Source organism: Paenibacillus sp. SRL342, from assembly GCF_984798905.1.
The window spans coordinates 5,240,950-5,255,137 of record NZ_OZ481790.1 but is presented as its reverse complement, the minus strand read 5'-3'; the positions used below and the strand labels follow the sequence as shown (position 1 = coordinate 5,255,137).

The following is a 14,188-nucleotide window of genomic DNA, read 5'->3' as shown; positions in this document are numbered from 1 at the left end:
AGAGGTAGATTATGTACACTGTACAACTGGAACGTATGCGTGAAAAGTTGATCACTCTCCGAAGTCTGGACCCGGATCTGGAGCTGTTTGGCGCAGAAAACCATGAATATGAAATGGCGTCTGTGTGGACCCAGAAGGATATTACGCAATTTGAACAGAAATGGCGAATTGAGTTGCCGGAGGACTATAAGGTATGGCTTCTTCATATGGGAACGGGTGGAGGGCCTTATTATGGTTTAGAAAACCCGAATGACGGTGTATACGCTGTGCTGGGTTATGACGATGAGCTGAACGCGGTCTCGGACCCTTTCCAATTCACGGAAGCATGGAACTGGAACTATGACTGGTTCGATGACAGCAAGGAAGAAGAGGAATGGGAAGCGCTGGAACACGAATATTTTGATCCAAAATGGTCGGCAGGCATGCTGCGCATCAGTGATTTTGGTTGTGGCATATCGATGAATCTAATTGTTAAGGGAGCCTCTTACGGAGAGATATGGGTTGATGACCGGGCTAACCGCAATGGAATCTATCCTGATCAATATTGGGGCAATACGAATCGATTACATTTTCTGGACTGGTATGAGTTGTGGTTGGATCGTTCAATCCATCAAATGCATGAACAAAAGCAATCATCTGGAGCAAAAGAAGTCTGAGGGAGGTTGTACATATGGGCTGGGAATATGGAATTAGCACAACAGAACCTGCGATTTTACCTGAAGTTGTGAAGCGTTTGGCAAGTTCATTAACGTTTACCAACATGTACAGCTTAGAACACCAAGCCAACAGCTTTGTATTGAAACGTGAAGATCCTTCCTGGCCTAGAGCCCTTGAAGTGTGGATAGAAGAGGCTTCCGGATTAGAAGAGATTGTGGATGGGGATTCGTATATCTACTGTTTGTTTCATATCTGGGGTGAAGAGGCGCGGGGCTGGATGCATCAGATGGAGCGAGAAACCAGCCAGGTTGATGGTGGTTTAATCTGGTTTGAACTCTGATCGGTAAGAGATTTGCCTGAAACAGGAGGAGCATATATGACTAACAAATCAAAGAGAACAATTCCTGCGCTCATGTATCAGTATCAAGGTCCACAGCGGAATGTGGGTTTTGTTTTATCCCCTTTATACATAGAAGAATCGGTTGAAGTAGAGATGGAAGACATGCTGTTCATATATAATGAAGACTTTGACTATATTCGACCCGCATTGGATCGCTCATTTCCCTTAACTGACCCACGAACTGGAGAAAAGATGAAGGCTCTTGATCCCTGCTGGGAGAATCCGATTACGAAGGATGTGTGGGTGGGGATTTTATCAGAGCTGGATCAACAGGTGGTTGCAGAGCCTGAATTACGGAATTTTTTGAATCAGTTCATAGCTTGGGTGAGAAACCATCTGCAATTGGCCGACGGGATCGAAGTCACCGGCAACCTGTAAGTTAGTTGATCTTGGATTGTTCATGCTTGTGAGTAATTCAGTATATCGGCGGCCGATTGTTATGTAATCAAGCTCCCTCATGATGATGGCGGAGCTTTTTTTGATGAACAAATATTAAAAACCGTTTGCTTCACTCACCCGTCTTATACCACAGAAAGAGAGAGAAGGAGGGATGCGGGGTGGAAACAAAAGCAGAGATGAACCAGAGGATCTATGTACAGACCGAAGACGAGACGGAATTTGTGCAATCCATTATGGAACATCAAGATACGCTCATTTCCATTGCCTACAGTTATCTGCGTAACCAGCAAGATGCGCTGGAAGCTGTGCAGGAGATGACGTGCCGTGCTTGGATCAAACGTCGTACGCTGAACAATGAGAAGGCGTTCAAATCTTGGATCATTCGAATTCTGATCTATGTCTGCATCGATGAACAGAGGCGCCGCAAGCGGGCGACACCTCTGGCGAAGGAGGATATGGAGGACAGCATTCCGGCATCTTGGATGATTAGCGTTGATGATAATCGAATCGCTATGGAATCTCTTTTGCAAAAGGTGAAACCGAAATATCGCCATGTATTATTGCTAAAATATTATAACGACATGACACTGACGGATATTGCCTCCATCCTCGGCAAACCGGAAGGAACGATCAAGACCTGGCAGCACAAGGGACTCCAACAGTTGCGCAAGTTGATGAAGAACAGGAGGGATTGGCATGACCACTAACCCGGAGGAGAAAGCACTTCTTGCAGATGCATATCAGGTAAAAAGAGAGAAACAGCAATGGAATCCGGCGGATACGACTGTTGCGATTCAACGTGGTCTCGCGAAGGGCAGAACAAAACGATCAGGTAGGACCGTTCATATCAAATGGATTACGGCAGTGCTGGTCACGGCCCTGGCCGCGGGTTGGTTTCTCTTAGGTCCGCTTGGGTGTTATGGTCAAGAGCAGGCAACATATACTGAGCCTGTAACCCATTGGGGAGTGCTAGAGCCCTTTCGTGGCCTGCTAACTTCGGATATGGACCGTGCTACGATTACTTCAACGCTCAATCATGGTTATGTGCAACTTGTGGATCGGACGGTTACATCGGGCATATATCAGTTTACCGTGAATGCGGTTATGGCAGATGAGAACAGGATAACCGTATTGTATACCGCCAAGACGGATGCTTCGCAAGAGATTTATTCGATAGTCAATACCAAGATGACGGATGCAAGAACAGGTTATGTCCTTGATAACGGAAATATAGGAGGTATACATTTTTCGAAGGATAAGCATACCATTTATGGCCGGAATACAATTGAGCGTAATCGAAATAAACCGCTGCCTGAGCAAGTGAATCTTCAGTTCCAGCTTTCTTCCGTTGTTCCAGATGTGGTGGAATATTCAGAAAACGGGGAAAAGGAACGGAAGTATCAATATTCCAAAAAAATGAATCTTTCTTTTGCGCTGGATCCTAAATTCTCTATCCCCAAAACGGAAATCCTCAACGTTAATCGTACGTTTACCGTTGGGGGTTATGAAGTTATGTTGTCAGAAGTGGAATTATCACCGCTTGTTACTCGGGTTAGATTTGTTTTTGAGCCGGAGCAAGAGATCGATTACAAAATGAAGTTGTTGATCAGTGAGGTCGTTCAGCCTCTCGAGATTGTAACTACCACTAAAAACGGGAAACAGACCAAGTTATCCATGGTAGGCGGGAGCGGAACGGAAGACGGAATGATGTATTCTTTCAGTAGCAATCTGTTGGACCATCCGGAGTCCATGGTATTAAAACTTCGTGGTAAACCAGATAAGGTCTATGATGATTTGCAGGAAGCCAAGAATGATGAACTGGAAATCAAAATCAAATAAGATGAACTAACTGGCAATACTCTTATTCAGATTAGGTGGATGTTAGTGAAATCAGAGAAGGGATGTCCCTCAAGGTCGTAAGCCTTGTGAGACATCCCTTTTTAAATATGAAAACGGCTGATCTTATACAGTTAAAATATCTACTCCCAGAGCTGGAAGGGTTAACTTCTGATCCAACCTCTCGCTGGTCAACAAGCTGCGATAAGGAACGTCCAGCGTAATCTCTCGTTGCTCATTCGTCAAATTGATCAGAAACAGGAAGTTTTGCTCCCCCTTCGTTCGAATCGACAGCTCGACACCTTCCGGCAACTGGATTTTGGGCGCCAAATCCTTTTCCTTCAGTATGCCTTCAAACAACTGATAGAAATACGATGGCTCCGGCCAAGTGCCGACATAATATATTTCACCTTCACCAAACTTATTGACAGTAACCGCCGGTACACCCTCGTAAAAGTCGTTGTCATACCAGGCGATCGGCTCTGCCCCTCGCAGTTCCAGTAAATCGCACCATTGCTTCGCAGCGAATGTCTTGCCCTCCGCGTTCCGTATCCGATGCTCACTGTTGCCGATTGCATCATATTCACTTACGACAACACCGGCCGCTTCCGCCAGTAGCCCCGGCAGAGGCAGCATCTCACATACATTACTCATGTTCTTCACACCAGTCCGATTGGTGAGGACAACCGTCCCCCCTTTAGCTGCGAATCGCTCCAGTCGTTGTGCTACTTCTTCACTTAACAGGAAGAGAGAAGGGACAATGACCAGCTTGTACCCGTCGAGTTCCTCGGTCCAGTTGATAACGTCTGTACCGATGCCCATTTTCAGAAATGCATTATGCATAGAGGACAAGTTGTCTATATAGTGCATTCCTCCTTCCGCCTGCGGCTGAAGGGAAAGCGCCGTATGCTGATCATGCGAATGCAGAATCGCAACCTGGGTAACAATGGTTGAGTCGGCCAGCATTTCTCCTAACTGGTTCACCTCACGAGTAAGCTCGGCAAACTCCCTGAACCTGCGTCCAGGAACATTGCTGTGGTCGATCAGCCCATGCCAGAACTGTTCGGCTCCGACGGTTGCACTCCGCCAGCGGAAATGGACGACCATGTCAGCACCTCGGGCGATTGTCTGCCAGGAACGAGCTCGGATCAGTCCAGGATAGGGGGTGCGCTGAATCGGCATCCAGGCACCCTGTGCTCCGCTGAGCTGTTCCATTACCCAGAAATTCCGGCGCTTGATGCCGCGAACCAAGTCCAGCGTAAGCGCACCATTTCTCGGAAACCGATCGCCATAATCGCGATACAGCTCATTCGGATAATAATCGACAGAGACGAAGTCCAATTCGTTATGCATATCATAATAGTCCAGGCTATTCGGATATTGCCACATATTATGCGTCACAAATTGATCTGGACAGTTACGGCGTAAAATCTCAAGCTGCCATCCCAGCAGATGGCCCACGCTGTCGGAACAAAACCGCTTGTATTCCAGCAGATAGGAAGGATTCATCGGTTTGCTGGGTCCGAGCGGTGTTGTTACCTCAGCCCAGCTGCTGTACTCACCGCTCCAGACGACCGTACCCCACTCCCGGTTCAACTCCTCCAGATTGGAATAACGCTTCTGCAGCCAAGCGACAAATGTACGATTACATGTATCACAATGGCATTCCTGATAGTGCATCTCGTTATCGATTTGCCAGCCAATGACGGCGGGATGCTTACCATAGCGCTGTGACATCGCTTCCACAAATTTGGAGCCCAGCATTCTCAAGGAAGAGCTGTTGTTGCAACGATGTCCACGCACACCTGGCCGGATGATGTGGCGTTGCTCATCCATGGGCAGTACATCCGGATAACGGGTTGTCATCCAGTTCGGCGGGGTATTGGTGGGGGTGCATAACACAATTTCCATGCCGCGCGAAGCGAATACTTCGATAGCCGCATCCAACCATTCAAACTGATAATTACCCTCAGTCGGTTCCATTCGGCTCCAGGCGAACTCTGCCATTCGCACAACAGCAACCCCCGTCTCTTGCATAAGTATGGCATCTTTCTCCCATAACTCCGGAGTCCATTGCTCTGGATAATAATCAATTCCTATCTTAATTGTCATCCTGTGATCTCCTTTATTTATCAATATATTGCGATTATATGCTATATTAATTGGAGTGAATATCTTAAATAATTAATATGATATAACAATATTAAGATAACAGGAGAGTTAGTCGCATGCCTCATCCCAATCGCAATTTTCCGGTATTATCTGCTCGAGACAAGCTGCTCCCTTTTTATTTGCTTGGCATCGGTCTGCATCATGAACAGGAGCACATCCGCCGAGACCAAGGCATTCAGGATTATCAATGGATACAATGCCGCAGCGGTGTGGGCAAGCTCAAGCTAAGTGATACGGAATATATCGTCAAGCCAGGTATGGGTATGCTCTTGTTCCCTGGACAGAAGCACGAATACTATGCGCTATCCGACAGCTGGGAAGTCGACTGGATCATTTTCGATGGCAGTGGGTCAGCGAGCTTGTTTGAAACTGTTGGCATTGTCGACACATGTGTATACACGCTTGCATCGCCTGAATACCTTCTATCCCGAATGCGGGAGTTGCTGCAAGCTGCCTTAACACCACAAGAGCAGACATTAAGCAATTACGCCTGCTCCGCCATTCTCTATACCTTATTGACAGAGATTATTCAACGCGTATCTGTCGAGGGCAGCGATACGGTCGGGCAGCAGTATGAGCGATTAAAACCGGTTCTGGACTATATTGAACAGCATTATGCTGAAGAGATTACTTTGCCAATGCTGGCTGGATTGATCTGTGTCACACCAGAATATTTCTGTCATTTGTTTAAGAAGACGACAGGTATTCGTCCCATCAGTTATGTTAATCAGGTAAGAGTCAACAAGAGCAAGGAACTGCTGCTCGATAATGTGCAACGCGGGATGGAGGATATTGCTCGTCAAGTCGGCTTCGAATCGACCAGCTACTATGGAGCCATCTTCAAGAAGCTGGAACGAATCACACCCGGTACCTTCCGCCGCAGCTATCAGAAGTCGTAACATATTATTATCCCCAAGTTAATGGTTTTCGTCAGAGGCTTTAGGAACTGACCCGAGGGCGGATCAGTTCCGAGTTGTATCACATAGTACTCGTGAATAGAGCCGCTAATTAGCGGCTCTATTTTGTATGAAAGAATGGCCTGGTTTTGTTTTTCACTATATCTGATCTGCTGTTGCGAAAAAGATAATATTGTTGTCTTTTTGCAATTATTGTATTGTCACAGCCAAAGTTACACGATATAATCGAGTTGTCTTAGAGGATAATATTATAAAGGATGGTGAAATTTTGAAGAAATTTTCGATGCTTTTACTCGCTGTAACTCTATTGTTGCTAACTGTCTCCACAGCCCCGTCTACATATGGTGCGGCCAGTTATCCAAACACAGGTACGAACGGGTTGACTGGTTTTGCAGGCAGTGCCAAGAATGAAAATGGTGTATCCAAGTCAGCCACGACAGGTGGCAAGAACGGTCAGGTGGTTTACGTTAGTAATCTCAATGACTTGAGAACACATATGGCGGGCTCTACAGCCAAGATTGTAGTCGTTGAACAGAATATTTCTTCCTCTACGCTGCAAAAGGTTGAATTCGGAGCGAACAAGACACTTGTAGGTTCCTTTGGCAAACATACATTAACGAATATTCATTTCAGATCCACAAGCAGTTCAAGCAATGTGATTTTTCAAAATCTGACTTTTGAACACGCTTCCAATATTAATGCCAATGATGATATCCAGATGTATATCACTTCAGGCTCCAATTACTGGATTGATCATGTGACGTTTGCTGGTCATAGCTACAGCTCTGGCGGTAGTGATCTGGACAAACTTCTGTATATTGGCGATCGCGCGGACTATATTACGATTAGCAATTCCAAATTTGCGAACCATAAGTATGGCGTCATCCTCGGTCATCCGAATGATGGGAACAGCAGTTACAATGGTGTGCCTCATGTGACGATGTCCAACAATTACTTCGAAAATTTGTATGTGCGTGGTCCTGGACTTTTAAGATATGGTTACTTCCATCTCAAAAACAACTATGCAAACAACTTTAATCAGGCCATCACAATTGGTGAAAAAGCACGGATTTATTCCGAAAACAACTACTTTGGTGCTGGTGCTGAAAAGGGTGGCATCCTGGATGACAAAGGAAAAGGTGAGTTTACGGATACGGGAAGTACACCAGCGCTTAATAGTCCGACTTCTCCTAAAACGAACTGGAGACCAAGCTCCAATTACAGTTATCAGGTAGAGAGTGCCAGCTACGCGCGTGAGTTCGTCACCAAGTATGCAGGCTCCTCCAATACGACACTTGTATTCGGAAAGTAAGATTTGCTGCACATCCATTCACGACCAAAAGGCCTGTCTTGTGCGCCATAACGTATAAGACAGGCCTTTTTTGTTTGTAAAATGATATGCTTACATATCATTTTACAGTTCATATAAATTTTTAATTAACAATACCGATATACATAAAGTAGCGCTGATTTCATACTTGTGAAGTTAATATGTACTATGTTAAGGCGCTGCGTTTTTGCGATTTGTGCATAAGCAGGACCAAAGACTAGTAGATGTAGTACAGAAAGGCCCTACAGTTCACATTTAACCTACATAAAAGGACGGGGTATGCATGGATCGTATGGACGAAATTATTTGGAAAAGGAACAAATTAATCGGTATCATTTTGTGGATTATTATTGCCATTGGTATGGGTCTGGCCTTTATGATGCCGAAGTTACTTGTGTCCAATGGAGTAGCTCTGATCTTTGTTGTATGGATTACATACGCTAATGTGAAAAAGAAACATATTCATCTCATTCCATGGCTGATTACCGTATTACTAACAATATGTGGAGTCTATGTCGGTTGGGGAACGGTCAATTTTGCGTTAAGTTTGGTGATAACCGCAGTTCTACTGTTATTTCCTAACAAGAAATTTTTTGTGGTTGGATTTTCGGTATTACTAGTTAACAGTGTTCTTCAGTTATTTGTTATGAATACCGTTGACTCTGCTGAGCTAATGGGTAATATCGTCAATGTGGGATTATTTGCTCTCACAGGAGCCGTCTTGATGCTGGTCTCACAATTGAATCAAAGGCTCTTCCATGAAAGTGAAGTACGCCAGAATGAGGTGGAGCACTCTAAACAAAGAGTGGAAACCATGCTGGAACGTGTGAAGGAATCGGTCGAAGGTTTATCACGTTATACGGATCAATTGAAGCAAAAAGTGAATGCGACTGGCTCCATTACCAATGAGGTGACGCTTGGGTTCAGTGAGGTTGCAAAAGGTGTTGAGTTCCAGGCGACCAGTGTGGCCGAGATTTCGGAATCCTTGTCTGTGTCGGATCAGCATATCAAGGACGTTGCTTCGTATTCCCAGCAGATGAAAAAGTTGTCCGCAAGTATGGCAACAAGCACGCAAACTGGAAGTACACAGATGGACCAGCTAAACATCCAAATGCAAGATCTATATGAAACGATCAATACAACTGCAAATGACATGCGAAAGTTCAACGAGGAAAGTGAATCCATGACGCTTATGTTGAACAGCATAGTGGATATTGCGAGTCAGACAAACCTGCTTGCACTCAATGCAGCCATTGAAGCCGCTCGTGCGGGTGAGCATGGACGCGGGTTTGCTGTTGTATCAGAGGAAGTTCGCAAGTTGGCAGAGAACTCGGGTCAGTCCGCAAGTGATATCGGAACCATCCTGTCTCGATTAAAAGGGCAGACGCAGGCACTGACGGATCGATTCGAACGCATTCGTCAATCGTTACAACAAGGAAGAGATAGCGTCCATACGGCAGAGGAAGTATTCCGTACGATCAACAGCAACTCTCAGCATGTGTTGAATCAAGCGACAGATATCGAGACTAGTTCGGCGACCATGAAGGAATCTTCCACCAGAGTTGTGAATGAAGTTTCCGAGATTTCGAGTGTAACGGAGCAATCCAGTGCAGCGACAGAAGAGATTCTGGCGAGCATGGAAGAACAACGTAACCTGACACAGAAGATGGTAGAGAGCTTTGGAGAATTGGAGCAACTGATTGTGAACCTGAATGAGTTAGTCTCGGATCATCAGGCTTCTTCCGTTGGGAATAAACTTTAATAATAAATAGTTGAGGGCCTGTCGGTGCGTATTTTGCGTACTGGACGGGCTTTTTTCATCTGGAGTACAGCTTGATGCCGACATTTTTTTCCTATACAGTGTTGTGTAGAGTGTGAAGAGGATGGAGGAGAACGAACCGTGAATTGGTTGGAGATTAGCAAATCCAAAGATGTGGAACAAGTCAGAGCAGCCGTCGGTGTATTGGATATCAACGAACAGGATGATCGTGGACGTACACCGCTGATACTCTTTTTGACAAATCGTATGCCAACTGAAGCAATCCGGTGTCTTCTGGAATCCGGCCCGGACCTGGAAGTGGAGGACAAGCTTGGGGATACCGCGCTGAAAAAAGCTGTGAAGTTTAAGCAAATTGAAGCTATTCAGCTATTGATTGAACATGGAGTCAAACTGGACGCTCTCCTTGGAATTCAGGCCAGTGCCTGGAACGCCGCGAGACGTAATCCGGACATAGCGGATATGTTACTGGACACCAAAGGTGCAGTCAGACTCAAGCTAACTCAGGCGGAGCAAAGTATTGTAGATGAAATTCTGTACGAGGAGTCTTCAGACAAGGCAGCTGCCCAAATCCGTGCACTGGATTCAGCTGTACTCCTGCATGCCATCGTGAATGGATACAACTGGGACGATAGTCCTGAACCGATGATTGCAGCGTGTGAACATCCCGAATGTGCAGAGATTACGCGGCTGGATATGGCAGAACTGCTGGATGCGGACTACTGGATGGAGATGGATGAAGATGAGGTCAACGAGAGAGAAGACGGACCCAAGTTTCGTCAGCTTGCAGAGCAATTACTCTGGAGAGGGTAGCACTGGAACGTGAATGAGTAGTTCAAGAGAAGATGGTACCTCATGGGGGAGTAAAAGGTTGAAGAATAATGGAATGAAAGACAGATCGGCCTACGATGACCGTACATATGAGATTAGGAATCATAACCGCGCTGAACGCGTGCTTCTTTATGATCAACATTTGTTCAAAGACATGGACTGGCCCAATTCGGAGGATGGCAGATATGCCAGGGCTTATCTGGAACCTATGATGCAGCAAGGATCACGAAGCTTTATGTCCAACGTGGAAACGACATTGTTGCTCGCCCGGATCGATGATCTCGTTATTCCGCTGACGGTGAATGATACAGAGTATGATAATGCTTACGTTTGTTCGCCATATACGCATTATGTGAGTTACGCCAAGCAGGAATTGACCATGTTGCAGAAGCCTGTGTTGGAAAAAGGTCTTTCTGTGCTGCTCGGTCTAATAGGTTGGGGAATGAAGCAATCGCAGATCAACAAAGTTGTGCATGTGAACAACTGGTTGTTGTCCACCAATCTGTATCCAGCCATGTCCGGTGAACAGGCGGAATGTCTGCTTGCATCGGTACAAGAGCGATACCCTGAGCATGTCATTGTATTTCGCTCCTTGTGTCCGGGACTTCATCCCGATCTGACGGCGAGGCTAACGGAAGCGGGGTGTAGACTGATTCCGAGCCGACAAATCTACCTGTACCAAGCACATGATCCTAATTTTGGCAACTCGAAGTCGCGCTGGCTGTTGAAGCGGGATTACGAATTATTGGGCAAGCATGGATACGAATTCGTCTACGAAGCAGATATGACAGATGCAGATATTCCGCGAATCGTGGAGCTATACAAGCTGTTATACCTTGAAAAATACTCCTATCACAATCCCCAGTTTACGGAACGGTTCATTGCTGCTGCGATGGCATCTGGAACACTCAGACTGTATGGACTGCGGAAGGAAGGACGACTGGATGCGGTCATGGGTTATTTCTGCCGAAATGGAATCATGACAACGCCGCTCTTCGGTTACGATACAGCGGTGCCCCAGTCCGTCGGACTATACCGCATGTTATCGGCATGCCTGATCGGACAGGCTCGCGAGAACGGCCATCTGTTACATGAGAGCGCCGGGGCTGCGCAGTTCAAACGCAATCGTGGTGCTGTGGCGGATTTTGAGTATTCGGCTGTGTATGAGCGCCACCTTCCATGGGGCAGACGCTGGTGCTGGCTGCTGCTTGATCGGTTGTTGAATCGCATAGGTGTGCCGCTCATGCGCCGCATGAAGCTGTAGACAGACACAAAAACGTGCATACGCTGCCAGATGCAGGTGTGAGCTTGCATCTGGTTTGACTGCACACTTGCACAACCAACTGGTCATCGGATAAGCACACTCATTTCACACTCGCCTAATTAGACATGCTCTGCGAGTTGTACCTCGAAGCCGTCTGGATCTGTAATGTAAATAAACCGGAGATGCGGATTGGGCTGGATCGGGCCACGAACAATCGGAATATTCAGCTCTGCCAGTCGTTCCATGGCTTCATCCAACGAGTTTATCTCATAACCGATCGACACGCCGGCCTCCATTTTAAGAATGGATTCACTGCCCTCAATCAGTTCCAGTTTGGCTTCATTCTCCATGCCCAGCATGGCAATCTGCCGTCCACGGCTCTCGAATCTGCGCTGAATTGGAAGTCCTAGCATGTCGTGGTAGAACCCGAGTGAAGCTTCCAAATTACTGACCCTCAGCGTGATCCAATTTAATTTGATCAACATGGGTGAATCTCTCCTTTGCATGATATGTATTTTTGTTACGTTCATTATACGATAGGCGCTAGCAGGAACCTACTCCTTATCAGTAAACAATAAAATAGCTGCCGAAATATTCGGCACCCAAATGGTGTAATCTCCGGTCATTCTAACGAATTATTGAATCAGATCAACGGCCGTCTGTGGAACAAATGCCTCTACACCGTTATAAACAATGACACCCTCCAAAGTTGTCTTTTTGCCGTTTAACAGTGCAATATTTTTGTAAATTTGCAGTTCCAGTTTGGTGTTACCTTTTGTTACGAGAATCTTCGGATTTTTGGCGTCGGTCAGATCCAGCTTGTACGTCGCGCCTTTGGCTGTAAATGCCTGCTTGGCTGGTACAAACAATTGTTTGCTCACGCTGTCGAGATCCAGATCCAATACACGAGCCATATATTTGGCGACATCCGTGTTGTCAATCACACCGAATGGACGGTCATTGTTCGGAGCATACGTGTACAGCACGACATCTCCACCTGTATGACCACCGGTTGTCCAGCCAATCCCTGCACGTTTGCTGATCATTGGACCGATTGCATAGTTAAGACTGCCTGGCTCGGCCGCTTTAATGGTGGCAATCTCTTCGGAAGTCAGATCGGTAATACCATAGTACTGCTTCATCACTGCTTTGATGTTTGTGCGCTTGGCATTCAACTTCGCTTCAACGCCTTCGCCTGTCAGCTTAGCCTTTTTCAAAGGTCCGATAAATGTGGACAACGGCTCTTTGTCATAAGTGCCGGAAGTTGCGTTGTTACCAATGGTGAGTCCACCATTGCCGTGGTCCGTAACAGCCACAACGGCCGTCTCTCCATCTGTTTTGGCAAAATCCATGGCTACCTTTACGGCATCATCAAAAGCCAGCACGTCACTGATAATACCAATCGGATCATTGGCATGAGCTGCCCAGTCCACTTTGCTGCCTTCGACCATCAGGAAAAAGCCGTCTTTGTCTTTGGACAGTACTTCAATGGCTTTGGATGTCATCTCGGCAAGGCTTGGCTGCTTCGCAGGATCACGGTCCATATTATAAGCCATGCCTGCGGGTGCAAACATACCCCACAGCTTGTTCGAATCGGATGTTTTCATTGCAGCTGGTGTAGTGACGTAATCGTAACCCAGTGCCTTGATGGACGAAATCAGATTCTCGCCGTCTTTACGTCCGGCTGGCTCAAGATATTTGCTACCTCCACCCAACACAACATCCATGCCATTGTAGACTTGTTGTTTGCTGAGTGCATCATAGTTTTTACGGTCCGGATAGTGAGAGGAGAAGTCCGCTGGTGTGGCGTGCATAATCTCGGATGTAGCGATAATGCCAGTTGCTTTACCCGCCAGTTTGGATGCTTCCAGTACGGAAGCGACCGGTTTTCTTTCGTCTCCAGGCGTAATAGCCTTCTGTCCAGGCATGGTAGCCTTGTCCGGCAATACACCAACAAATCCGGTATGAGATTTATAACCTGTTGCAAAAGCTGTTCCGGCAGGGGCCGAGTCCGCAATCGGCGCATCTGCAGAGTGTGTGCGAACCATACCGCTTGCCATGGAGTCCAGCGTCAGGGAAGAGCCTTTGTACCAACGAGCCAGGGCAGTCGCATCGTTAGCCATGCCGTCAGGAATCAGAATAATGACATTTTTAATCGGTGATGCAGATGTCGTTGAGGTGGTGTCTTCCACAGCCCACGCTGCACTGCTACCTCCGAGTGTAGCCGTAACAATTGTTGTCACCGCGAGCATCATTTTGGCTGCACGGACATTAAACCGGTTTAACATGATTGCATCCTCCTAGAATATATGTATAGTTTGGTATCACTAACCAAGTGTATACAACAATTGCTAAACTACCGTATGAAATGGGTTAACTATATGTAAAATTTACGATTAATGAAGGGTATTAGAGTTTAGGTCTTGCACAGAGTAGGAAGATAGATGTCGAGGAACTGAGAGACAATATGATAGAACATCCTGATGTAAAAGTTTAAACCCGCATGAGAATGTAGTTTTTTAATGTTACCCCTCTCAGAGATCATATAGTGACGATTAAAAAAAGATATTGCGAACGCTTACATTATGTGCTAACATCACCATAA

General features: G+C 46.3%; 13 protein-coding genes. 10 read left to right on the top strand and 3 right to left on the bottom strand.

Annotated elements, in window-relative coordinates:
• Positions 1 to 11: 11 nt before the first annotated feature.
• The 5 genes from AC4E8D_RS23130 to AC4E8D_RS23110 all read left to right on the top strand — a co-directional run bounded on the left by AC4E8D_RS23130 (position 12) and on the right by AC4E8D_RS23110 (position 3,295).
• On the top strand, positions 12 to 656 hold the full coding sequence (locus AC4E8D_RS23130; RefSeq protein ID WP_221824489.1) for an SMI1/KNR4 family protein: 645 nt from the start codon (positions 12 to 14) through the stop codon (positions 654 to 656).
• A gap of 14 nt (positions 657 to 670) precedes the next feature.
• On the top strand, positions 671 to 997 hold the full coding sequence (locus tag AC4E8D_RS23125) for a hypothetical protein (protein ID WP_221824487.1): 327 nt from the start codon (positions 671 to 673) through the stop codon (positions 995 to 997).
• Between the two features lie 36 nt (positions 998 to 1,033).
• The gene (locus AC4E8D_RS23120; RefSeq protein WP_221824485.1) at positions 1,034 to 1,435 is read left to right on the top strand and encodes a hypothetical protein; all 402 of its coding nucleotides are present in this window, start codon (positions 1,034 to 1,036) and stop codon (positions 1,433 to 1,435) included.
• 179 nt (positions 1,436 to 1,614) lie between these two features.
• A complete protein-coding gene (locus AC4E8D_RS23115; protein ID WP_256720093.1) occupies positions 1,615 to 2,163 on the top strand; it encodes a sigma-70 family RNA polymerase sigma factor in 549 nt (182 codons plus the stop codon).
• Positions 2,153 to 3,295 carry a DUF4179 domain-containing protein gene (locus AC4E8D_RS23110; protein WP_490205258.1) on the top strand — a complete coding sequence of 381 codons (1,143 nt, stop codon included), beginning with the start codon at positions 2,153 to 2,155 and terminating at the stop codon, positions 3,293 to 3,295. The genes AC4E8D_RS23115 and AC4E8D_RS23110 overlap by 11 nt, the downstream gene beginning before the upstream one ends.
• Positions 3,296 to 3,418: 123 nt before the next feature.
• Here the strand turns inward: AC4E8D_RS23110 and AC4E8D_RS23105 are convergent, their stop codons facing one another.
• Positions 3,419 to 5,404: a beta-galactosidase gene (locus tag AC4E8D_RS23105; protein WP_490205257.1), complete on the bottom strand. Its 1,986-nt coding sequence runs from the start codon at positions 5,402 to 5,404 to the stop codon at positions 3,419 to 3,421.
• Positions 5,405 to 5,520: 116 nt separating this feature from the next.
• Here AC4E8D_RS23105 and AC4E8D_RS23100 point away from each other — a divergent pair, with 116 nt between their 5' ends.
• The 5 genes from AC4E8D_RS23100 (at position 5,521) to AC4E8D_RS23080 (ending at position 11,583) form a co-directional block, all read left to right on the top strand.
• Positions 5,521 to 6,363 (top strand): AraC family transcriptional regulator, encoded by an 843-nt coding sequence (locus AC4E8D_RS23100; RefSeq protein WP_336765109.1) that lies wholly within the window; start codon positions 5,521 to 5,523, stop codon positions 6,361 to 6,363.
• A gap of 286 nt (positions 6,364 to 6,649) precedes the next feature.
• Positions 6,650 to 7,693 carry a pectate lyase family protein gene (locus AC4E8D_RS23095; protein WP_036617386.1) on the top strand — a complete coding sequence of 348 codons (1,044 nt, stop codon included), beginning with the start codon at positions 6,650 to 6,652 and terminating at the stop codon, positions 7,691 to 7,693.
• 310 nt (positions 7,694 to 8,003) lie between these two features.
• Positions 8,004 to 9,473 carry a methyl-accepting chemotaxis protein gene (locus AC4E8D_RS23090; RefSeq protein WP_449003469.1) on the top strand — a complete coding sequence of 490 codons (1,470 nt, stop codon included), beginning with the start codon at positions 8,004 to 8,006 and terminating at the stop codon, positions 9,471 to 9,473.
• A 138-nt stretch (positions 9,474 to 9,611) separates the two neighbouring features.
• Entirely contained in the window at positions 9,612 to 10,301 is a 690-nt protein-coding gene (locus AC4E8D_RS23085; protein ID WP_336765111.1) for a DUF4274 domain-containing protein, read from the top strand.
• Between the two features lie 13 nt (positions 10,302 to 10,314).
• Positions 10,315 to 11,583 (top strand): GNAT family N-acetyltransferase, encoded by a 1,269-nt coding sequence (locus AC4E8D_RS23080; protein WP_449003470.1) that lies wholly within the window; start codon positions 10,315 to 10,317, stop codon positions 11,581 to 11,583.
• Between the two features lie 119 nt (positions 11,584 to 11,702).
• Here AC4E8D_RS23080 and AC4E8D_RS23075 read toward each other — a convergent pair whose 3' ends face one another.
• Together AC4E8D_RS23075 and AC4E8D_RS23070 are read right to left on the bottom strand one after the other, a co-directional pair.
• The gene (locus AC4E8D_RS23075) at positions 11,703 to 12,068 is read right to left on the bottom strand and encodes a VOC family protein (RefSeq protein ID WP_221824471.1); all 366 of its coding nucleotides are present in this window, start codon (positions 12,066 to 12,068) and stop codon (positions 11,703 to 11,705) included.
• A 150-nt stretch (positions 12,069 to 12,218) separates the two neighbouring features.
• Positions 12,219 to 13,871 (bottom strand): alkaline phosphatase, encoded by a 1,653-nt coding sequence (locus AC4E8D_RS23070; protein WP_260632979.1) that lies wholly within the window; start codon positions 13,869 to 13,871, stop codon positions 12,219 to 12,221.
• Between the last annotated feature and the right edge of the window lie 317 nt (positions 13,872 to 14,188).